The following is a 21,604-nucleotide window of genomic DNA, read 5'->3' on the forward strand; positions in this document are numbered from 1 at the left end:
TACCGTTCCCCTGGGAACGGTACCGGCGTCGGGAGGAGCAGGCCTCACCTACGGCGGGTGATCTTGCTGCCGAGCCAGACCAGCGGGTCGTACTTGCGGTCGGCGACCCGCTCCTTGAGCGGGATCAGCGCGTTGTCGGTGATCCTGATCCCTTCCGGGCAGACGTCGGTGCAGCACTTGGTGATGTTGCAGTAGCCCAGTCCGTGCACCTCCTGGGCGGCCTTCTGCCGGTCGGCCGTGTCCAGGGGGTGCATGTCCAGCTCGGCGATCCGCATCAGGTAACGCGGGCCGGCGAAGGCGGACTTGTTCTCCTCGTGGTCGCGCACCACATGGCAGGTGTCCTGGCACAGGTAGCACTCGATGCACTTGCGGAACTCCTGGGAGCGGTTCACGTCCTCCTGGCTCATCCGGTACTCGCCGGGCGCCAGCCCCTGCGGTGCGGCGAAGCTCGGGATCTCCCTGGCCTTGGTGTAGTTGAAGGAGACGTCGGTGACCAGGTCCCGGATCACCGGGAAGGCTCGCAGCGGGGTGATGGTGACCGGCTCCCCCGGCGGCAGCGCGGACATCCGGGTCATGCAGAGCAGCCGGGGCCGTCCGTTGATCTCGGCGCTGCACGAACCGCACTTGCCCGCCTTGCAGTTCCAGCGCACCGCGAGGTCCGGGGCCTGGGTGGCCTGCAGGCGGTGCACCAGGTCGAGGACCACCTCGCCCTCGTCCGCCTCGACCTGGTACGTCGCGAAGCCGCCACCCGTCATGTCCCCGCGCCACACCCGGATTTCGGCCTGGTAGGTCACTGCTGCACTCCGTTCAGTTCCTCGGGGGTCAAGTATTTGGCGAGTTCCTCACGGGTGAACAGGGCCAGCAACTCGGCCCGCATCGTCCCGTTCTGCTGCCGGACGACCTCGATGCCGTCGCCGGTGGCGGTGCAGACCAGGTTGACCCTGCGCCACTCACGGTCCATGACCGGGTAGTCCTCCCGGGTGTGGCCGCCCCGGCTCTCCTGGCGCAGCAGTGCGGCCCTGGCGACGCATTCGGAGACCAGCAGCATGTTCCGCAGGTCGAGCGCCAGGTGCCAGCCGGGGTTGAACTGCCGGTGTCCTTCGACCACCAGCCGGCCGGCCCGTTCCTTGAGCTCCTGCAGCCGCTCCAGTGCCTCCCGCATCTCCGCCTGGCGCCGGATGATGCCGACCAGGTCGTTCATGGTCTGCTGGAGCTCCTGGTGCAGGGTGTAGGGGTTCTCCGCCGGCCCGCCGCGCACCCGGGTGTCGTCGAAGGGCGCGACCGCCTCCCGCAGGGCGAGCTCCAGCTCGGCCTCGTCCACGGGCCGGTCCCCGCTCGACTCGGCGGCGTAGCGGGCCGCGTGCCGACCGGCGTGGCAGCCGAACACCAGCAGGTCGGAGAGCGAGTTGCCGCCGAGCCTGTTGGAGCCGTGCATGCCGCCGGCCACCTCGCCCGCCGCGAAGAGCCCCGGCACTCCGGGTGCCGCCGAGGTGTCCGGGTCCACCCGCACCCCGCCCATCACGTAGTGGCAGGTCGGGCCGACCTCCATGGCCTCGCGGGTGATGTCCACGTCCGCCAGTTCCTTGAACTGGTGGTACATCGAGGGCAGTCGGCGGACGATCTCCTCGGCGGACAGCCGGGTGGAGACGTCCAGGTAGACCCCGCCGTGCGGGGTGCCACGACCGGCCTTGACCTCGGCGTTGATCGCGCGTGCCACCTCGTCCCTGGGCAGCAGCTCGGGCGGGCGCCGGTTCTCCTCCGGGTCGGTGTACCAGCGGTCGCCCTCCTCCTCGGTCTCGGCGTACTGGCCCTTGAAGACCTCGGGGATGTAGTCGAACATGAACCGCCGGCCGTCACTGTTGCGCAGCACCCCGCCGTCGCCGCGTACCGACTCGGTGACCAGGATGCCCTTGACCGACGGGGGCCAGACCATCCCGGTGGGGTGGAACTGGACGAACTCCATGTCCTGCAGGCTCGCGCCGGCGAGCAGTGCGAGGGCGTGTCCGTCGCCGGTGTACTCCCAGGAGTTGGAGGTCACCTTGAAGGACTTCCCGATCCCGCCGGTGGCCAGTACCACTGCGGGCGCCTGGATCACGAAGAACCGCCCGCTCTCCCGGTCGTAGCCGAACACCCCGGCGGTGCACCGGCCGTCGGCCGGGCCCTCGGTGGTGCGGGCGGTGAGCACGCGGGTGACGGTGCACTCCTGGAAGATCTTCAGGCCGTCCTCGAAGTCGCCGCTCCGCCGCCGGTCCTCCTGCTGGAGCGAGACCACCTTCTGCTGCAGGGTGCGGATCAGTTCCAGGCCGGTGCGGTCGCCGACGTGGGCCAGCCTCGGGTACTGGTGGCCGCCGAAGTTGCGCTGCGAGATCCGGCCGTCCTTCGTCCGGTCGAACAGCGCGCCCCAGGTCTCCAGTTCCCAGACCCGATCGGGGGCCTCCTTGGCGTGCAGTTCGGCCATCCGCCAATTGTTGAGGAACTTCCCGCCGCGCATGGTGTCGCGGAAGTGCACCTGCCAGGTGTCGTTGCTGTTGACGTTGGCCATCGCCGCCGCGATGCCGCCCTCGGCCATCACGGTGTGCGCCTTGCCGAACAGCGACTTGCACACCACCGCCACCCGCATGCCCTGTTCGCGTGCCTCGATCGCGGCCCGCAGCCCCGCCCCGCCGGCACCCACCACGACCACGTCGTACGAGTGCCGCTCAATCTCGGCCATGCTGAGCCTCCTAGAAGAATCGCGGGTCGGCGAAGGCGCCCGAGGCCACCAGGTACACGTACAGGTCGGCGAGGCCGACCGAGGCCAGCGAGCACCAGGCCAGCAGCATGTGGCGGGCGTTCAGCCTACTGACGGCCTGCCACATCCGGTACCGCAGCGGGTGCTTGGAGAAGTGCTTCAGCCGGCCGCCGACGATGTGCCGGCAGGAGTGGCAGGAGAGTGTGTAGGCCCAGATCAGCGCGATGTTCGCGAGCAGGACGAAGCTGCCCAGCCCCGCGTGGCCCCACTTCCCGGCCGGGCTGCGGAAGCCCAGTGCCGCGTCGTAGGTGAGGATCGCGGCGAACGGGACGGCGACGTAGAAGAAGTACCGGTGCAGGTTCTGCAGGATCAGCGGGAGGCGGGTCTCCCCGGTGTAGCGGGTGTGCGGTTCGGCGACGGCGCAGGCCGGGGGCGCGAGCCAGACGGACCGGTAGTAGGCCTTGCGGTAGTAGTAGCAGGTCACTCGGAAGCCGAGCGGGAAGATGAGCACGATCAGCGCGGGCGACAGCCGCCACCAGTCGCCGAACAGCGCCCAGTCGGCCCCGCCGCGGATGTCCGTGCAGTTGGCCGCCAGGCACGGGGAGTAGAACGGGGACACGTAAGGGGCTGCGTAGTAGTGCGTGCCGTCGAACGCGCGCCAGGTCGAGTAGCAGATGAAGGCCAACAGCCCGGCCACGGTGGCCAGCTGCGGCAGCCACCAGCGGTCGGTGCGCAGTCGGCCCTGCGCGATGGCGGCGCGTCCCGGAGCGCGTACGCCGGTGGGGGTGGGTCGTTCCGTTCCAGTGCTCATGCCCGCACCTCTCCCCCGGCGCCTACGGCCGGGCGGTACCCCCTACGCTCGGCGCGCGCTTGGCACAACGCGCGCCTCCTGACTGTTCGCTCGCTGCGCTCGCTCACGACAGGACCTCCTCGGGGCTGCACACCGTAGAAGAGTCCCGGAACGTGGCACAGATCACAATATGGCGCGCCAGGAGAGGGGGCGGGTTGTGATCACCCAGGGCCTGTCCGGTGGATCTTTCCGGATCAGCGCGCGACGTTGGGCGCCCGGCTGGGCGTGCCAGCGGATCGGCCTCGTACTGGGCCGTACTTGGACGATTCGCCGGTGCGTTCAGGCGGGATGCCCGGCATCGTGCGCCCGGGAAGATCCACCGGACAGGCCCTACCGGTCCGGGTGGCCGCGCAGGAAGCGCCGCAGCCGGGTGAGCGGCCAGGCGTTGATGACCTCGTCCTTCGTCAGCCAGCCGCGCTGGGCCGTCCCGATGCCGTAGCGGAGGTTGGCCAGGTGCACTGTCGAGTGCGCGTCGGTGCTGACGGCGAACCGGACGCCGTGCCTGCGGGCCGCCAGGATCTGCTCGTCGCCCAGGTCGAGGCGCTCGGGCGAGGCGTTGACCTCCAGTGCGGTGCCGGTGCGGGCGCAGGCTTCGTACACCGCGTCCAGGTCCACGTCGATGGCCGATCGCCGGCCGAGCAGGCGGGTGGTCGGGTGGCCGATGATGTGCACGTACGGGTTCTCGCAGGCCCGGACCAGCCGGCGGGTCTGCTCGTCGCGGCCGGCCCTGAAGTGCGAGTGGATCGAGGCCACACAGAGGTCGAAGCCGGCTAGGAACTCGGGCGGCCAGTCGACGCCGCCGTCCGCGTCGATGTTCAGCTCGGTGCCGTGCAGCAGGTGCAACTTGCCGAACTTCCCGTCCAGTTGGCGCACCTGCTCGCGCTGGGCGAGCATCTTCTCGTCGGTCATCCGCTGCATGTAGAGGTTCGGGGCGTGGTCGGTGACGGCGTAGTAGGAGTAGCCGCGTTCGGCCGCCGCCGCCAGCATCTCCTCCAGCGGGGCCAGACCGTCGGTCAGGTTGGTGTGGGTGTGCAGGTCGCCGCGGATGTCGCGCTCGGTCACCACCGCGGGCAACTCGCCGGCCACCCCGGCGTCGAGCTCGCCGCGGTCCTCGCGCAGGGTGGGCGGGATCCAGGGCAGGCCGAGCGCCCGGTACACCTCCTCCTCGGTCCGCGAGACCAGCTTCCGACCGCTCTCCACCTCGAACAGGCCGTACTCGGAGAGCTTGAGCCCGGCCTTGACGGCCCGGGCGCGCAGCCGGATGTTGTGCGCCTTGGAACCGGTGAAGTAGACCAGCGCCGCGCCCCAGTCCTCGGGTGGGACGACCCGCAGGTCCACCTGCATGCCCTGGGTGGTGCGGATCGAGGTCTTGGTGGTGCCGTGGGCCAGCACCTCGGCGGTGTGCGGTAGTTCGGTGATGGCCGTCATCAGCGCGGTGGAGTCCTCGGCGGCGGCCAGGATGTCGATGTCGCCGATGGTCTCCCGCATCCGGCGCAGCGACCCGGCGTAGCCGCAGCGCACGCAGCCGCGCACCGAGGAGAGTTCGGCCACCAGCGTTTCGGCCAGCTCCAGTGCGGCGTTCAGCAGGGTGCGTCCGCCGCCCTGCCGCAGTTGCTCGATGCCGTGCAGGATGTTCTCCGCCGTGCGGGCACCGAGGCCGTGGAGGTCGTTCAGGCGCTCGCTCTCGGCCGCCTCCACCAGCTCGGCGACGGTCGTGATGCCCAGCTGCTGGTGGATCAGGGCCGCCTTCTTCGGACCGACGGTGGGGATGGCCATGATCTCGCGCACCCCGGCCGGCACCTGGGCGCGCAGCTGCTCCAGGGCCCCGATGTGCCCGCTGGTCAGGTACTCGGTGATCTTGTCGGCGGTGGACTTGCCGACGCCGGGGATCTCCAGCAGGCCCTTGGCGTCCAGACGGGCCAGGTCGTCGTGGTAGCCGCCGACCGCCCGGGCGGCCTTCTCGTAGGCGCGCGCCCGGTAGGCGTCCCCGCCGGTCAGCAGGATGAGGTCGGAGTACTCCTGCAGCAGGGCCTCGACCTCGTCGTTCAGCCGGGCCATGGGGCCAGTCTAGGCAGGGGGTGGGTGCCCCCCGCATCCGGAAGAGGCATTCCGGCATGCGAGAGAGGCCCGAGCCGCGGGGGTACCCCCGGCCGGAGGCTGGGGGCGGGTACCCCCGGCCGGAGGCTGGGGGCGGGTACCCCCGGCCGGAGGCTGGGGGCGGCGCGCCGGTGCCACAGTGCCGATGTGCGGGTCCGCCGCGGGGAGCGCCCGGAGGCGAGCGGGCGAGTCCCGCCCCGAGCCGGAGGGCGCGCCGGTGCCGAAAGGGAGGAGCGAGGAAGCGACCGACGAAGGAGGGAGCGCGGGAGCGACGAGTGTCGGCGCCGGGTCGGAGCGCCCGGAGGCGAGCGGGCGAGTAACAGCCGGGTGCTCAGGCCCGTCGGCGCCGCTCCAGCCGGCTGGCGATCCCGGACAGCGCCGTGTTGATCACGACGTAGCAGGCCGCCGCGACCAGGAAGCTGGGCAGCACGCTGTGGTAGTACTCACCGAGCACCTGGGCCTTGTGCAACAGTTCCAGATAGCTGACCACGTAGCCCAGGGTGGAGTCCTTCAGCAGCCGCACCAGCTGGCTCACCAGCGTCGGTACCAGCCTGCGCACCGCCTGCGGGATCACCACCCAGGTCATCGCCTGCCAGTACGTCATGCCGAGGCTGTAGGCGGCCTCCGACTGGCCGCGGTCCAGGGCCAGCACCCCGGCACGGAAGATCTCCGCCAGCACGGCGGCGTTGCCCAGCACGATCGGGATCACCAGCTGCCAGAACACCGGGAAGGTCAGCCCGGCCCGCGGCAGCGCGAACAGGAAGACGTAGAGCAGCAACAGCAGCGGTACGGCGCGGAAGAGCTCGGTGTAGCCCCGGGCCAGGGCGCGCAGCGGGCGGTTGCGGCTGAGCCTGAGCAGTGCGATCAGGCCGCCGAGCGGGAACGCGATGGCGGCGGCGACCGCCGTCACCAGCAGGGTCTGGCCGATCCCGCCGAGCAGGAAGTTGATGATCGGCCACGAGGTGAACATCCGCCACTGGCTGGCGGCGAGCTGTCCGTGGTCGGCGAACCGGCGGATCGCCAGGTACAGCAGTGCCGCGATCGCCAGCAGTGAGAGGGTGGTCGCGATCCGGATCCGCCGCCGGGCCCGGGGGCCGGGGGCGTCGAAGAGCGAGTCCTCGTTCACCGTCTGATCGCCACCTTCCGTTCGATCCGGCCGGCGATCAGGCCGGAGGTCAGGGTGATCGCCACGTACACCGCCGTGGTCACGGCGAAGCTGGTCAGCGGGTTGTCGTACTTGAGGGTTACGAACTGGGCCTGCCCGGTCAGTTCGGGGACCCCGACGGCGGCGCCCAGTGAGGTGCCCAGCGCCAGGCCGATGAACACACTGCCCAGCGGCTGCACCATCGAGCGCAGGGCCTGCGGCACGACGACGGAGCGCAGGGTCTCGAAGAAGGTCAGGCCGAGTGCCCGGGCCGCCTCGATCTGGCCCACCGGTACCGTCCGGATGCCGGAGCGCACCACCTCGCACACGAACGCGGCCCAGTACAGCGCCATGGTCAGGGTGACGGTGGTGAACAGCGGGTACAGCAGACCGATCTCGGGCAGCCCGAACACGAACAGCACCAGCAGGACCAGCAGCGGGACGTTGCGGAAGGCGGTGACGTACCCGGCGCCGACCAGGCGCAGCGGCGGCACCGGGCTGATCCGGCACACCGCCAGGAGCACGCCCAGCACCAGCGCGCCGGTGAAGGCGAGTCCGGTCATCGCCAGGGTGAGCAGCAGGCCGTGGCCGAGCTGGCGCAGCACGGCGCCGTTCTGGTCGGGCACCGGCCTCAGCTCCCGTCGACCGAGCCGATGGCGGGCGGCGTCGGCGCGTCGCCGGACAGTTCGGTGCCGATCGTCGCCTTCCACAGCTTGGCCCAGTCGCCGTTGGACTCGATCAGCTTCAGCCAGTCGTTGACGAAGGTCTTCATCTCGGGCGCGGCCAGCGGCAGTCCGATGCCGTAGGGCTCGGTGGTGAACGGCTGGCCGACCACCTTGACCTTCTTGTCCCGGGCCGCGTCGCCGAGCAGCAGCGCCTGGTCGAGTACGTAGGCGTCGGCGCGGCCCTGCTCGACGGCCTGCTGGCACTCGGCGTTGGTCTGGAAGAGGACCACCTTGGCGTTCGGCGCGAACTGCTTGATGTCGTTCGCGGCGGTCGAGTTGGACTCGGTGCACACCGACTTGCCGTTCAGGTCGGCCACCTTGGTGATCGACTGCTCCGAGGCCCGGACCAGGATGGCATCGCCCGAGGAGTAGTAGGGGCCGGCGAAGGCGATCTTCTTCGCCCGGGCCGGGGTGATGGTGTAGGTGGCCAGGACCGCGTCGACCGTGCCGTTCTGCAGCAGCGCCTCGCGGGTGCTGACGTCCACCTGGACCCGGTTCACGCTGGGACGGCCGATGATGTACTTGGCCAGCATGTCGGTGAGTCCGGCGTCGAAGCCGGTCACCTTGCCGGTGACCGGGTCCTTGAGCGAGAACAGCGCCGCGGCGTCGGTGCCGCCGACGTTCATCGTGCCGCTGCTCTTGATCTTGGCCATCAGGCTCCCGGCGGGGATCGCCGAGTCCGGTGCCACCGGTGCGCCGTCCACCACCTGCTGGAAGGCGTCACCGGAGCCGGAGGATCCGGCCGCCGGCGGCAGCTTGTCCGAGGACCCGCAGGCGGTCAGGCCGGCGGCCGTCGCCATCGCCAGCAGCGCGGCCGGCAGGGCGCGCCGGCGCTTGGTCGAACTGGTGGTCATCCGAGGATCTCCTTGCGCGAGAGCTGGACCGGGTCGCCTACCTACCCACAACCGACCTAGGTCAAAGGAAATATGAAAGACCGTTACGAACCCGCCTTCGGCACGTGCTGGGACCTTAGGGGTGCCCGTCCGGCGGGCTTCCGGTACGGGAGGAGACCGCGACGGTGCGCACCTGCCCGTCCGGGCTCAGCTCGACGATCGGGATCGCCTTGTTCATCGGATTGCCGTGGGAGTCCAGCGAGATCAGGCCGCTGGCCCCGGAGACCGCCTTCGCTCCGTACAGCAGGGTCAGCATCTGCACCACGTCCTGTCCCGTGACCCGGTCCGCCCCGCCGGTGGCCGCGGCCCTGATCGCGGACACCGCGGTCAGCACCGCGTCATGGCCCATGATGGCCTGGCCGTCGGCCAGTGTCTCGTGCGGGAAGGCGCTCGGGAACTCACCGCCGGCCTCGAAGGCCGCCGTCGCGGTCCGGGCGTAGGACTGCGGCCGCAGCTGCCAGGCGTCCGGGTGCGCGAGTCCGGTGTAGAGCAGTTTGATCTTGCCCAGCCGCAGCGCGTTCTTGACCTCCCCGACGCCCGCGGACTGCTCCACCTGTGAGGCGTCGTCCCCCGAGATGACGGTCAACTCCTTGTTCACACACTGGCGTTGGGAGAGCGGCGCGAGGAACCGCGGCAGGTCGATCCCGCGGCCGGCGAAGTAGACCACGTCGGGGTCGGACAGGCAGACGTTGGCCATCTGCTGGGTGAAGTAGGTGGAGACGTCCGACTTGGAGGAGTCGTACTCCATCGGCTGCGGGACGAGCTGCTCCGCCGGATAGCTCTTGCGGAACTGGTCCGCGAGGGTGCGGCTGTACAGGTCGTCGGCCTTGCGGTCCCGCACCAGCAGCACCTTGGCGCCCGGATGGTCCTGGGCCAGGTACTTCGCGGCGGCGGCCGCCTCGTCGGAGTTGGGCGGCGACACCCGCACCAGGCCCTGGATGTCGGCGAGGTCGTCGGCGGAGATCACCGAACCGAAGGCGGCGATGTCCTCGTGGGTGAACCGCAGGATGGCGGCGCGGGTGGAATCGGTGCTGGTGCCAAGCCCGGCGACCGCGACGATGTGGTCAAGGTCGCGGTGGGCCTCGATCTGCCCGATGGTGTAGTCGCGCTGCTCGTCGCTGCCCCCGCTGTCCGCGAGCAGCAGCCGGATCTGCGGCGAGTCACCGTAGGAGTGGCTGTGGTTGGCCACCCACTGGGCGGTGTAGGCGCCCTCGATCTCGTGCCGGATGGAGTCGGCGGTGGAGGAACCGCCGCGGCCGGCGACCATCGGCAGCAGGTAGACCACACCCACCCAGGGCGCGCCGCCCGGTTTCGCCGCGGCGGCGGCCACCTTGCTGTTCTCGTCGCGGACCAGCCCGAAGACCGTCGCCAGATCGTCGGTGAAGGGGTAGCTCCCGTCGGTGAGCCCGACGCATGCCTTGTCCGCGCCGACCCGGGCCACGCCGTCGGCGCAGCGGGTGCCCGCCGGGCGCAGGACGAGGTAGAGGCCGCCGGCGGCCAGTGCCAGTACGGCCGCCAGGGCGGTGATCCCGAGCCACCCCCGCCACCAGCGGCGGGGCGGGTCCCAGGGTTCCGGGTCGGATGTCTCGTGCGGGGAGAGCGGCGTCATCGCGGGCGGCCTCCTGGACTTAACCGGTGTGGGCCTCGTAGCGGGCGGCCTCGGAGCGCAGCACGGCGCTGTTCGCGTCGTCGGTGTGCCAGGCCAGGTCCCGGAAGGAGGCGCTGATGGTGAAGTTGAGCTCCGGCCGCGCGTTCGGCAGCCGGTTGCGCGGATCGACGGCCAGCCACAGCGAGGTCACCAGCAGTGCCAGCGCCCGGTGGTGCCGGAAGGCGTCGGGGGCGAGTTCACGGGCGAGCAGGTCCGCCCGGTGGGAGGCGGAGACCGAGACGTCCACCGGCTCGCGCATCGGTGCCGCGGTGATCGCGTACAGCTCGTACAGCCAGGCCTCGGTCGGCAGGGTGTGCAGGCTGGACTCGAGGCGGGCGACCACCTCCTCGACCTGTCCGAGCGAGAGCCGGTGGTAGTAGGCGTTCGGCAGGTGGCCCTTGCGGTCGGCGTGCCAGGCGTGCAGCCGCTGGTGCGCGGTGTCCCAGTCCGGGTACGGGCCGCCGGCCGGGCGGTCGGCCAGTTCCCGGAGCAGCAGCAGCCACAGCCAGGGCTGTAGGACGAGGGAGTCGGGCAGCGGGTTCGGATGTGCGGCCTGGCCGGTGGTGGGCAGGTAGTGCGAGCCCCGGCCGCCGCGGGTGCCCGCGTCCTCGGCCAGCTGCGGGACCAGCCACAGGCGCTGCGCGGTCTCCTCCAGCAGCGTCTCCCGGATGCGCGGGGAGAAGTCCGCCAGCAGCGGGGAGTTGACGGCCGACTCCATGTCCCGGGAGGCGGCGCAGGTGACCAGGCCGGCCAGTTGGTCGGCCTCCATGTCCTGCAGCAGGTAGCGCAGTGCCTCCTGCCGCAGCGTCGGGCGCGGCGTCCCGGGGCCGGTGTCGGCGGCGCCGTTCGCCACCGGGCCGGAGTCGAGGATCCCCCGCAGCCGGACGTCGGCGTCCGGGCGGTCGATCATCCGGGCCGCGGCCTGCTGCATCCGCAGCACGCTCCACGGGTGCCCGTAGGTCAGCCGGTGCACCAGCGGGGTCGCCTCCGGCAGCCGCGGCGCGATCGCCTCGGCCAGCCGGGACACCTGACCAGCCGTCAGATCGGAGAGCCGGACCGCGTACCACCACCAGGAGGAGTCCGCCGGGGACTGCGGGATGCCGGACCGCCAGTCCTCGTACGAGGCCTGGTGGGGGTCGCGGATGCGCAGGCCGGCCGGCCCCGGGTCGAACGGGCCGGGCACCGCCCGCGCACTGGAGGCGCTGGCCACCGTGAGCAGCGGGTCGCAGCCGCCGCCCTCCTTGCGGGCCAGGGACTCCCGCACCTCCAGCAGCAGCGCGAGGAACCGGCTTCCGCCGCCCTGGTCGATGTTGTCCAGCACCACCAGGCAGTTGCGGTCCGGGGCCGCCCCCAGCCGCCGGTGGTACGCGGCCCGCAGATCGGCGAGGAACGCCTCGCACAGCAGACGGTCCACCCCGTCCTGGTCGGCCGGATCCTCGCTGCGGCTGCGCTCGTTGAGCGCGACCAGGGCGTCAAGTGGCGCCTGGGCGCCGCCCGTGCCGTACCACTCGAGGCCGGAGCGCGAGGCCGCGTTCAGCAACCTCGGGCCCAGGCCGCGCAGGAGCAGCGCGGCCAGCAGCCCGGCCCCGGGCAGCGGGATGATGCCCAGGTCGTTGAGCAGCCCGACGCCCTCGGAGAGCGCGTCGGGGATCAGTCCGGCGCTGCGCTGCCTCGCCTCGCGCATCCGCTTGTCGAGCTGCCGCCTGGCGCGGTCAGGGCTGTTGACGTCCAGCAGCAGGTCGGGGTCGACGGCCACCAGGCCGTGGATCAGCCGCGGGAAGTGCAACCCCCGGGAGGTCAGCGAGAGCCGGAAGGCGAGCCGGGCCGCGACCTCGTGCGGGCGCAGCGTCCCGGCGGCGAAGTCGTGTCCGGCCTGGGGTGAGGTGGAGGCGCGGCGCGACAGGTGGCGCAGCACCGTGGTCTTGCCGCTGCCGTGCCGGCCCAGCAGTACGATGACCGGCAGGTTGCGGTCCGGGCGTCGGCCGGCCGGACCGGCGGCGCGCACCCAGCAGTCGCGCACCAGGTCCTCGACGGCCTGGACGCCCAGTGGGCGCAGCGGTCTGTCGGGCACGCTCCTGACCCCCGTTCAGCCTCGCCTGCGTGCTCATGGCACGCGGTCGCGGGCACTCATGGTGCCACGAAGTGTTCGGCTGCGTATTCGAGTTGTGCAGGATCGGTGCGCCCCGGAAGGTTCCGGTTCGGTTACGGCGGAAGGTGCCCGCCGGGCGCGGCGAGCCGGGCCCGGCGGGTGTTCCGGTCGGCGGAAGGTGGCGGTGGGGGCGGCGGCCAGGAGGAGGCGGCGATCAGGGGGCGGCGGTGAGGGCCCGGTACACCGCGAGGGTACGGGTCGCCACCTCGTGCCAGGAGAACTCGCGCAGCGCCCGTTCGCGGCCGGCCCGGCCCAGCTTCCGGGCCAGTTCCGGATCCTCGATCAGCCGGTTGACCGAGTCGGCCAGATCCCGGGCCAGCCGGTCGGGATCGGCGGGCTCTCCGGTGCCGTCGGGTCGCGGTTCGTAGTCGACCAGCAGCCCGGTGCGGCCGCCTTCGACCACCTCGGGGATGCCTCCCACCGCCGTGGCGACCACGGCCGTCTCGCAGGCCATCGCCTCCAGGTTCACGATGCCCATCGGCTCGTACAGCGAAGGGCAGACGAACACCGTGGCACGGGTGAGCAGTTGGCGCACGCTCGGGCCGTCCAGCATCTCGTCGATCCGGAAGACTCCCTGGCGCACCCGGGTCAGCTCCTCCACCAGGCCGGCCACCTCCGCCGCGATCTCCGGGGTGTCCGGCTGCCCGCAGCAGAGCACCAGTTGGGCCTCCGGGGGCAGCCGGAACGCTGCTCGCAGCAGGTGCGGCAGGCCCTTCTGCCTGGTCACCCGGCCGACGAAGACCACGATCGGGCGGTCGGGGTCGATACCGAAGCGGGTCAACGCCGCGGTACCGAGGTCGGGCCGGTAGACCTCCCCGTCGATCCCGTTGTGGATCACGTGCACCCGCTCCGGCGGTATCCCGGGGTACACCGCGAGGATGTCGTCGCGCATGGCGGCCGAGACCGCGATCAGCGCGTCGGCCTCGGCCGCCGAGGCCCGTTCCATCCAGCTGGACAACGAGTAGCCGCCGCCCAATTGCTCGGCCTTCCAGGGCCGCAGCGGCTCCAGGCTGTGCATGGTCATCACATGGGGTATGCCGTGCAGCCGCCCGGCCACCTGCCCGGCCGCGTTGGCGTACCAGGTGTGGCTGTGCACCACGTCGGCTCCGGCGCAGTCGGCGGCGATCCGCAGGCCGGCGCCGAGGAACCGCAGTGCGGCGTTGGCCTCGTGCAGTTCACCGGGCAGCGGATAGGCCCTGGTGCCGGGCTCCGTCCGTTCGACCCCGAAGCACCGCACCCGCACCTCGGCCCGCCGGCGGAGTGCCCGGGTCAGCTCGGCCGCGTGGACCCCGGCACCTCCGTACACCTCGGGCGGGTACTCCCTGGTGAGCAGGTCGACACGCATCACGTTTCCTCTCTCGGCTGTTCGGGCGCGGGTGCGCCGGCCCTGGCGGTTCCGGGCTCGGGCCAGGCCGGTCAGCGGCGCTTCGGGCGCGGGCGGGCCGGCCCCGGACGGACCCGGGCTGTCAGCAGCACGACCCGCCGCCGATGTCGGTGCTCGGAGTGGGGCCCGGGGTACCGGTGGCGGCGGGGGCCGCGGGTTCGACGGGCAGATCTGCGGCGGTCGCGGCATTCGGCACGAGGCCCAGCAGCAGGCCTAACCCGAGCAGCACGCCGGCTCCGGCCGCCGCCACGGTTGCAACGCACTTGGACATAGGTCGGGCCTTCCGTCGGTGCGACTATTTACAGCGAGAGTCAATGCTTTTTGACAACGCCTGTCAATCACAGTTTCACCACACTTCGGCCCGGCGTGGCAGATCAGCAGGTCGGCGATGCAGACATGCATGTACATCGTTAAGTTCGGGCAACAATCAGGGGGTGGACCACTTGGCTATGAGTGGTCACATCCTGTAAACCTGTAGTCAAATGGACACCCGGCTAGCGCCGACGCCCCACCGCCCGACCGGAGAGTCATGGAACAGCCGCAGAACGGAATCGGACAGCGCCTCCGCGAGCTGCGCCAGAAGCGCGGCCTGAATCAGCAGGACCTCGCATCCGCCGACATCTCGGTGAGCTATGTCTCGCTGATCGAGACCGGCAAGCGAGTGCCATCCGAGGCCGTGTTGCGGGCCCTCGCCGAGCGGGTCGGCTGCTCGGTGGAGTACCTGCAGACCGGTCGCGACGACGCACACGTCAAGGATCTCGAACTCAAGATCGCTTTCGGCGACATGGCGATGCGCAACGGCGCCAACGGCGAGGCGCTCCAGTCCTACAGCGAAGCACTCGCCTCGGCCCCCTTCCTCAGCGAGGGGATGATCCGGCGGGCCCGGATCGGCCAGGCCCTGGCGTTCGAGAAGCTGGGCCGCCTGGAGGCCGCCATCCAGCTGTTGACCCAGCTCTACCGGGACCCGGGCACGGTGCCGGGCTCCGCGGAGTGGGCGCAGCTGGCGATCGCGCTCTGCCGCTGCTACCGGGACGCCGGTGACTACACGCTGAGCGTGGAGATCGGTGAGCAGGCCATGCGCACCCTGGACGGGCTCGGCCTCGACCTCACCGACGACCACGTCCAGCTAGGCTCGACCCTGATCGGCTGCTACCAGGCCAGGGGCGACCTCACCCAGGCCCGGCTGGTGGCGGACCGGTTGATCAACGTGGCGGACGAAGCGGGTTCCCGGGTCGCCCGGGGCGCGGTGTACTGGAACGCGGCACTGGTCGCCTCCTCCCAGGGCCGCACCGCCGAGGCACTCGCGCTGACCGAGCGCGCCCTGCTGCTGATGGCGGAGACCGACAACCTCCGGCACCAGGCACTCCTCAAGATCGTCTACGCGAACCTGCTGATGGGGACCGAGGCGCCCGACGCGGTCCGGATCAAGACCCTGCTCGACGACGCCCACCCCGCCGTCCTCGAGGTCGGCACGGCCGCCGAGCAGGCCTGGACCGAGGCCAGTCTGGCCCGGTTCGCCCTGCTGGTGGACGAGCCCGCCGAGGCCATCGGCCATGCCAGCCGCGCACTCGGACTGGTGCGCAACGGCGACCCCGCGGAGTCCGCCAGGATCCGTACCCTGCTCGCCCAGGCCCAGCTGGAGGCCGGCGACCCGGAGGCCGCGATGACCACGCTCCGGGCCGTGATCCGCCAGCTCGGCACCGCCACCGTCACCCGGCACACCGCCGCGGTGTGGCGCCACGTCGCCGACCTGTGGAAGGAGCTCGGCCGGGAGACCGAGGCCATGGAGGCCTACGGCAGGGCGCTCGCCGACCTCGGACTACCCGCACTTCCGACGGTGAAGGCGCCGATCACCTCCAGCCTCGGCTGAGGCCGCGCACCGTCAACCGCGTCTTCCAAAGGGGAGCCCTCCCGTCCGAAGCCGCCCGGTCCCGGCCCATCCCGGTCCCGTCCCGGGCCGGGCGGCCTCGGCCGGTCGTGGTGGGGGCCGGGCCGCGCCGCCGGACGTGGCGCGGCGGCGCCGGGCCCGGCGGTCATCGGCCGTCCGCCGCCGCGATCACCCGCTGCACCTGGTTCAGCAGGCGCCGCAGTCCTCGCCGGTCGGCTGCCTCCGCGTTGAGGCGCAGCACCGGCTCGGTGTTGGAGGGACGGAGGTTGAACCAGGCACCGCCGCCGAAGTCGGCGGTGAGCCCGTCCAGATGGTCGAGGTGGACGGCCGCGTCGCCCAGTGAGTGCTCCACCGCTTCGAGCACCCGGGCCGGGTCGGTGACGGTCAGGTTGACCTCGCCGGAGGCCGGGTAGCGGCTGTAGTCGGCCACCAGCCTGGAGAGCGGCCTGCTGGAGCGGGACAGCTCTGCCAGCAGGTGCATGGCCGCGAGCATGCCGGTGTCGGCGAACCAGAAGTCCCGGAAGTAGTAGTGCCCGGAGTGCTCACCGCCGAAGACGGCCGAGTACTCGGCCATCAGCGCCTTCACGAAGGAGTGGCCGACCCGGGAGCGGACCGGCACACCGCCGGCCTCCCGGATCACCTCGATCGCCGACCGGGAGGTGATCAGGTTGTGCACCACGGCCGCCCCCGGCTCGACCGCCAGCAGCCGGTCCGCCACCAGCGCGATCAACGAGGAGGCGGGGACGGCCTCGCCCCGCTCGTCCACCGCGAAGCAGCGGTCGGCGTCGCCGTCGAAGGCCAGTCCCAGGTCCGCGGCCTCCCGGACCACCCGCTCCTTGAGATCCGCGACATTGGCCGGCTTCATCGGGTCGGCCTCGTGGTTGGGGAAGGTGCCGTCCAGCTCGAAGTACATCGGCACCAGCTCCAGTTGGGGCTGGTTCAGCACCAGGGGCACGGTCAATCCGGCCATGCCGTTCCCGGCGTCCACCACCACCTTGAGCGGACGCAGTCCGGAGAGGTCGACCAGTGAGTGCAGATGGGCGGCGTAGTCGTCCAGCAGCGCCGCGCTCCGGCAGCGGCCGCGGCGTTGGGCCTCGTCCGGGCCGCCGTCCGTCAGCCGCTCCCGGATCCGCTCCAGACCACTGCCCTCGCCGACCGGCACCGCGCCCGCCCGGCAGAGCTTGATGCCGTTGTAGGCGGCGGGGTTGTGGCTGGCGGTGATCATCGCACCGGGCAGCCCCAGCCGGCCGGAGCAGAAGTACAGGTAGTCGGTGGAACCGAGTCCGGCGTCCACCGCATCGACGCCCTGGGACATGACCCCGCGGATGAAGGCCTCGGCCAGGGCGGGTGAACTGTCGCGCATGTCACGGGCGACCACGACCGCGGGCGCCCCCGTCAGCTCGGCGAAGGCCGCGCCGACCCGGTGGGCCACCGACTCGTCCAGTTCCTCGGGCACCAGGCCCCTGATGTCGTACGCCTTGACGATCGAGGCTGCCCTCGCGGGGGCCGGGCTCGGATACGCGTGCTTGGTGGCCATCGGATCTCCTTCGTGGTGGTCGGTGCGGTGGATCACCGCGGGGTGGTGTCGGGATCGGGGGCCAGCCAGATCGTGGCGAGCGGGGGGAGGGTGAGTTCGGCGCTCTGCGCCCAGCCCCGCCAGGGCCGGGCGCAGCTCCGGACCGGGCCGGGATCGGCCGCGCCGCTGCCCCCGTAGCGGGCGGCGTCGGTGTCCAGCACCGGCTGCCAGGCGCCCGGGAGCGGCAGCCCGGTGCGGTAGCCGCGGCGCACCACGGGAGAGAAGTTGCTGAGGCAGACCAGCGGCCGGCCCGCACGGTCGTGGCGGACGAAGGACAGCACGTTCTCGTCGCCGGCCTCGGCGTCGATCCACTGGAAGCCGGCCGGGTCGCTGTCCTGCTCCCAGAGGGCGGGCGTCTCGCGGTAGATCCGGTTGAGCTCACCCACCAGCCGCTGGACGCCCAGGTGCTCCCCGGCGGCCGGCCACTGCTCCTCCAGCACCCACCACTGCGGTCCGCTGTCGTGGTCCCACTCCGCGCCCTGGGCGAACTCCTGTCCCATGAACAGGAGTTGCTTGCCCGGGTGGGCCCACATGTAGCCCAGGTAGGCACGCACGGTGGCACGCTGGCGCCACCAGTCCCCCGGCATCCTGGCGACCAGCGAGCCCTTGCCGTGCACCACCTCGTCGTGCGAGATCGGCAGGAGGTAGTTCTCCGAGTGGGCGTACACCATCGAGAAGGTCATCTCGTTGTGGTGGTACTTGCGGTGCACCGGGTCGCGCCCCACATAGCTGAGCGAGTCGTGCATCCAGCCCATGTTCCACTTCAGCCCGAAGCCCAGGCCCCCGCTGTCGGTGGGCCGGGTGACGCCGTCCCAGGCGGTGGACTCCTCGGCGATGGTGACCACGCCCGGGCAGCGGCGGTAGACGGTCGCGTTCAGCTCCTGCAGGAACCGCACCGCCTCCAGGTTCTCCCTCCCTCCGTGCCGGTTCGGGGTCCAGGCCCCCTCCGCCCGGGAGTAGTCGAGGTAGAGCATCGAGGCGACCGCGTCCACCCGCAGGCCGTCGACGTGGAACTCCTCGCACCAGTACACGGCGTTGGCGACCAGGAAGTTGCGCACCTCGGTGCGGCCGTAGTCGAACTCCAGGGTGCCCCAGTCGGGGTGCTCGGCGCGCAGCGGGTCGGCGGGCTCGTACAGCGGCTCGCCGTCGAAGCGGGCGAGCGCGAAGTCGTCCTTGGGGAAGTGCGCGGGCACCCAGTCGACGATCACGCCGATGCCGTGCCGGTGCAGGGTGTCGATCAGGTACCTGAAGTCGTCCGGGCTGCCGAGCCGGGCGGTGGGGGCGTAGAAGCCGGAGACCTGGTAGCCCCAGGAACCGCCGAAGGGGTGCTCCATCACCGGCATGAACTCCACGTGCGTGAAGTTCAGTCCGGCGAGGTACGCGGGAAGCTCGTCAGCCAGCTGACGATACGTCAAGCCAAACCGCCAGGAAGGAAGGTGCACCTCGTAGACGGACATCGGGGCGGCGTGCGGCGTGTCGGTCGCACGGCGGGCCAGCCAGTCGGCGTCCTGCCACCGGTAGCTGGAGGTGTGCACGACCGAAGCGGTGCCGGGCGGGCACTCGGTGGCCCGCGCCAGCGGGTCGGCCTTCTCCAGCACCCGGCCGCCTTGGGTGTGGATCTCGTACTTGTACCGGGCGCCGTCGGCCACGTCCGGGACGAACAGCTCCCAGACGCCGGAGGAGCCGAGCGAGCGCATCGGATGGCCGCTGCTGTTCCAGTGGTTGAAGTCGCCGGACAGCCGGACCCCGACGGCGTTCGGTGCCCACACCGCGAAGGCGGTGCCGCGGACGCCGTCCACCTCCCGGACGTGCGAGCCGAGCGCCCGCCAGAGCTGCTCGTGCCGGCCCTCGGAGATCAGGTGCAGATCGAGCTCGCCGAGGGTGGGCCCGGTCCGGTATCCGTCGTGCTGGCGGTGCTCGGCGTCCCGGTAGCCGACCAGCAGGGTGTAGGCGGGGATCTCCCGTTCCGTCGGCAGGCCGCCGGCCGGCCCGGTGGCGGGCAGCAGGCCGGTGAACAGACCGTCCCCGTCCGGCACCAGCCGGTAGGAGGCCTCGCCGACCTCCAGCGCCACCCGTTCGGCGAACGGGCGCAGCACCCGGATCGCGATCCCCTCGGCGGTGACGTGCGCGCCGAGCACGCTGTGCGGGTCGTGGTACCGCCCGGCGAGCAGGCGTCGGCGCTCCTCGGGGGAGGGTGGCGCCGCGGGGAGCTGCGGCAACGGCGGAGCGAGGCTTCCGCCGGTCGCGGCGTGGACGGTCGGCGAGGTCACGGAAGGCGGTCCTTTCGGGGACGTGAGGGGAGCTTGAGGGGGGACATGAGCGGGCGGGGACTTGAGCAGGCGTGCCCGGGCCCCGAACTGTCGACCGGCAGCGGCGCACGGGGGCAGCACGCGGCCGATCAAGGCAGGTCATGGCGGTCCGGGCAGGACGGGGCGGATCCAGGCAGGCGGCTTGACCGACTCATCGGCCGGAGACAAGCCGCTGCAAAGCCGCGAGCGGAATCGGGAGCCAGTCCGGGCGGTGCCGGGCCTCGTAGACGGCCTCGTAGACCGCCTTCTCCGCCTCGAAGGCGTGCAGCACCACCGGGTGGCAGTGCGGGTCCGCTCCTCCGGCGGCGGTGTAACCGGCCGTGAAGGCACGGCGGTTGCGGACCGCCCAGGCCTGGGCCCGGCGCGCCCGCCGGCGCCGCTCCGGGGCGGCGCTCGGCTCCTGGGGCAGCTCGCCGCCCGGCGGGCGGGCGGCGAATGCCTGCCGGGCCGCGTAGTCGAACGACCGGAGCATGCCCGCGACATCACGCAGCGCCGGCTGCGGAAGGCCGCGTTCGGCGACCGGGCGCAGCGGTTCGCCCTCGAAGTCGATGACCTTCCAGCCCTCGGCGGTCCGCAGCACCTGGCCCAGGTGCAGATCGCCGTGCAGACGCTGGGCCGTGAGGTTGCCGCGCAGGGCGACCTTCTCGTAGTCCTCGTACAGCCCGGCTATCCGGCCCGCGTAGGCCTCCAGTCGGGGTACCTCCCGGACGGCCGACCGCAGGCTGCGGGCGAGTTCCGCGGTCTGCCGCAGCACCTCGCCCGGTTCGAGCCGGACGGTCGGGAAGGCCTCGGCGAGGGCGGAGTGCAGCTCCGCGACGGCGGCACCCAGTGCCCGGGCCTCCACGTGGAAGCCGTCGACCGCTGGGGCCGCCGGATGGCGTGCCTCCAGGAAGTCCCCGGCCTGCCGGACCGCCAGTTCCCAGCCCGTGCCTTCGGCGGCCAGGAATTCGGTGAGCACGCCGAGCACGCTCTCCGCTCCCCCGCTTCCGTCCGCTCCGCCCCCACCGGGGCCGTCCGCCAGGCGCAGCCAGCCGACCAGCCGGGGCGTGCGGGTGGACCGGACCTCGGTGAGCGCCCTCAGCACAGCCACCTCCGGGTGCGGGCCGTCCTCCGGCCGGCGCAGTAGTTTGAGTAGCAGCCGGTCGCCGTAGACGACACTGGTGTTGCTCTGCTCCACGCGCAGTTGACGCGCCGCCAGATCAGCTCGCACTGGGGTGTCCAGGCAGCGGACGAGCTGGAGCGGTGAACTCGCCTCGTGGGCAGCCGAGTCCAGCAGCCTGCTCATTGACTCCGGGTCCTCGGTGGCTTCGTACAGCCACCAACCGTCCCACTCGCCGCCTACGGCCTGGCCGATCGCGGCGGCGGCGAGCCGGGCGGGCAGCTCCCGTCGCAGGCCCAGCAGCAGCTGGTAGCGGCGGGCTGCCGAGGAGGTGTGCCGGACGACGACGACCGCGTGCAGCAGGACGGCCCCTCCGCCCGGCAGGACGGCGGTGCTGACCGGCCGGATGTCCTGCAGGCAGCCGCTCTCCTGGCTGAACCAGCGCCTGGTCACCAGCCATGGGCGGAGCGCGGGCAGCAGCGGTCCCAGCAGCCGGTCGCCCTCCGCTGCCGTGGTGTGGCCGCGGGTGGTCCGGTCTTCGCGCGTAGCCGCTCCGGCCATCTCAGCGGTCCTGATCCACGGTCACGATGTGCGCGGGACTGACGGACGGGTCCAGCCGGACGTAGTTCTCCTGGCCCCAGGTGTAGGTGGCGCCGGTGAGTTCGTCGTGCACCGTCAGCGGCCGGCCGGCCGCCAGCGTCTCGGCGTCCAGTGTCACGGTGGCCTGCTGGACCTGGTGCGGGTCGAGGTTGACCACCACGATCACCAGGTCATCGCCGAAGCGCTTGCGGTAGGCGAGGATGCGGTCGTTGTCCGTCTCGAGGAAGGTGATGTTCCGTAGTTGCTGGAGGGCGGGGTGGCGGCGGCGGAGCCGGTTGAGGGTGGTGATCAGGGGGGTGAGGGTGTCGGGGCCGCTCCAGTCGCGGGGCCGCAGTTCGTACTTCTCGGAGTGCAGGTACTCCTCGGAGCCGGGGTGGGCGGGCTGGTTCTCGCAGAGTTCGTAGCCGGCGTAGATGCCCCAGGTGGGGGCGAGGGTGGCGGCGAGGGCGGCGCGGACGGCGAAGGCGGCGCGGCCGCCGGTCTGCAGGTACTCGGGCAGGATGTCGGGGGT

Annotated in this window: 16 protein-coding genes; 1 reads left to right on the plus strand and 15 read right to left on the minus strand. The window is 71.7% G+C overall.

The features are described from left to right. Nucleotides 1–44: 44 nt before the first annotated feature. From ACWDAK_RS23660 to ACWDAK_RS23710, 11 genes are all read right to left on the minus strand, one after another. Complete coding sequence (locus tag ACWDAK_RS23660; RefSeq protein ID WP_344639405.1) at nucleotides 45–794, minus strand: succinate dehydrogenase/fumarate reductase iron-sulfur subunit; 750 nt, start codon at nucleotides 792–794, stop codon at nucleotides 45–47. After that, on the minus strand, nucleotides 791–2,713 hold the full coding sequence (locus ACWDAK_RS23665; protein WP_344639406.1) for a fumarate reductase/succinate dehydrogenase flavoprotein subunit: 1,923 nt from the start codon (nucleotides 2,711–2,713) through the stop codon (nucleotides 791–793). Before ACWDAK_RS23665 ends, ACWDAK_RS23660 begins: the two co-directional genes overlap by 4 nt. 10 nt (nucleotides 2,714–2,723) lie before the next feature. Beyond that, nucleotides 2,724–3,542, minus strand: a complete 819-nt coding sequence (locus tag ACWDAK_RS23670) for a hypothetical protein (protein ID WP_427394607.1) — start codon at nucleotides 3,540–3,542, stop codon at nucleotides 2,724–2,726. Between the two features lie 369 nt (nucleotides 3,543–3,911). Further along, nucleotides 3,912–5,639, minus strand: a complete 1,728-nt coding sequence (gene polX, locus ACWDAK_RS23675) for a DNA polymerase/3'-5' exonuclease PolX (protein WP_427394606.1) — start codon at nucleotides 5,637–5,639, stop codon at nucleotides 3,912–3,914. Between the two features lie 370 nt (nucleotides 5,640–6,009). Continuing rightward, a complete protein-coding gene (locus ACWDAK_RS23680; RefSeq protein ID WP_344639409.1) occupies nucleotides 6,010–6,804 on the minus strand; it encodes an amino acid ABC transporter permease in 795 nt (264 codons plus the stop codon). Then, nucleotides 6,801–7,448 carry an amino acid ABC transporter permease gene (locus ACWDAK_RS23685; RefSeq protein WP_344639410.1) on the minus strand — a complete coding sequence of 216 codons (648 nt, stop codon included), beginning with the start codon at nucleotides 7,446–7,448 and terminating at the stop codon, nucleotides 6,801–6,803. Before ACWDAK_RS23685 ends, ACWDAK_RS23680 begins: the two co-directional genes overlap by 4 nt. Nucleotides 7,449–7,453: 5 nt before the next feature. Further along, on the minus strand, nucleotides 7,454–8,401 hold the full coding sequence (locus ACWDAK_RS23690; RefSeq protein WP_427394605.1) for a glutamate ABC transporter substrate-binding protein: 948 nt from the start codon (nucleotides 8,399–8,401) through the stop codon (nucleotides 7,454–7,456). Between the two features lie 115 nt (nucleotides 8,402–8,516). Continuing rightward, nucleotides 8,517–10,049 carry an ABC transporter substrate-binding protein gene (locus tag ACWDAK_RS23695; RefSeq protein ID WP_427394604.1) on the minus strand — a complete coding sequence of 511 codons (1,533 nt, stop codon included), beginning with the start codon at nucleotides 10,047–10,049 and terminating at the stop codon, nucleotides 8,517–8,519. Between the two features lie 19 nt (nucleotides 10,050–10,068). Then, nucleotides 10,069–12,159: a P-loop NTPase family protein gene (locus ACWDAK_RS23700; RefSeq protein ID WP_427394603.1), complete on the minus strand. Its 2,091-nt coding sequence runs from the start codon at nucleotides 12,157–12,159 to the stop codon at nucleotides 10,069–10,071. 232 nt (nucleotides 12,160–12,391) lie between these two features. Then, a complete protein-coding gene (gene glgA / locus ACWDAK_RS23705) occupies nucleotides 12,392–13,582 on the minus strand; it encodes a glycogen synthase (protein WP_427394602.1) in 1,191 nt (396 codons plus the stop codon). A gap of 121 nt (nucleotides 13,583–13,703) precedes the next feature. Further along, on the minus strand, nucleotides 13,704–13,892 hold the full coding sequence (locus tag ACWDAK_RS23710) for a hypothetical protein (RefSeq protein ID WP_449806495.1): 189 nt from the start codon (nucleotides 13,890–13,892) through the stop codon (nucleotides 13,704–13,706). 258 nt (nucleotides 13,893–14,150) lie between these two features. Between ACWDAK_RS23710 and ACWDAK_RS23715 the strand changes: the two genes are divergently transcribed. Next, nucleotides 14,151–15,491 carry a helix-turn-helix domain-containing protein gene (locus tag ACWDAK_RS23715; RefSeq protein WP_344639415.1) on the plus strand — a complete coding sequence of 447 codons (1,341 nt, stop codon included), beginning with the start codon at nucleotides 14,151–14,153 and terminating at the stop codon, nucleotides 15,489–15,491. Between the two features lie 163 nt (nucleotides 15,492–15,654). On the opposite strand, the gene ACWDAK_RS23720 is transcribed toward ACWDAK_RS23715, so the two are convergent. The 4 genes from ACWDAK_RS23720 to ACWDAK_RS23735 form a co-directional block, all read right to left on the minus strand. Next, nucleotides 15,655–17,046: a phosphomannomutase/phosphoglucomutase gene (locus ACWDAK_RS23720; RefSeq protein ID WP_427394601.1), complete on the minus strand. Its 1,392-nt coding sequence runs from the start codon at nucleotides 17,044–17,046 to the stop codon at nucleotides 15,655–15,657. A 32-nt stretch (nucleotides 17,047–17,078) separates the two neighbouring features. Continuing rightward, on the minus strand, nucleotides 17,079–19,304 hold the full coding sequence (gene glgB / locus ACWDAK_RS23725) for a 1,4-alpha-glucan branching protein GlgB (RefSeq protein WP_427394639.1): 2,226 nt from the start codon (nucleotides 19,302–19,304) through the stop codon (nucleotides 17,079–17,081). A gap of 241 nt (nucleotides 19,305–19,545) precedes the next feature. Continuing rightward, on the minus strand, nucleotides 19,546–21,054 hold the full coding sequence (locus ACWDAK_RS23730; RefSeq protein WP_427394600.1) for a maltokinase N-terminal cap-like domain-containing protein: 1,509 nt from the start codon (nucleotides 21,052–21,054) through the stop codon (nucleotides 19,546–19,548). A gap of 1 nt (nucleotide 21,055) precedes the next feature. Next, a partial coding sequence (locus ACWDAK_RS23735) for an alpha-glucosidase C-terminal domain-containing protein (RefSeq protein ID WP_449806496.1) occupies nucleotides 21,056–21,604 on the minus strand: 549 nt, incomplete at its 5' end.

The sequence above is a fragment of the Kitasatospora sp. NPDC001175 genome (genome assembly GCF_053598215.1).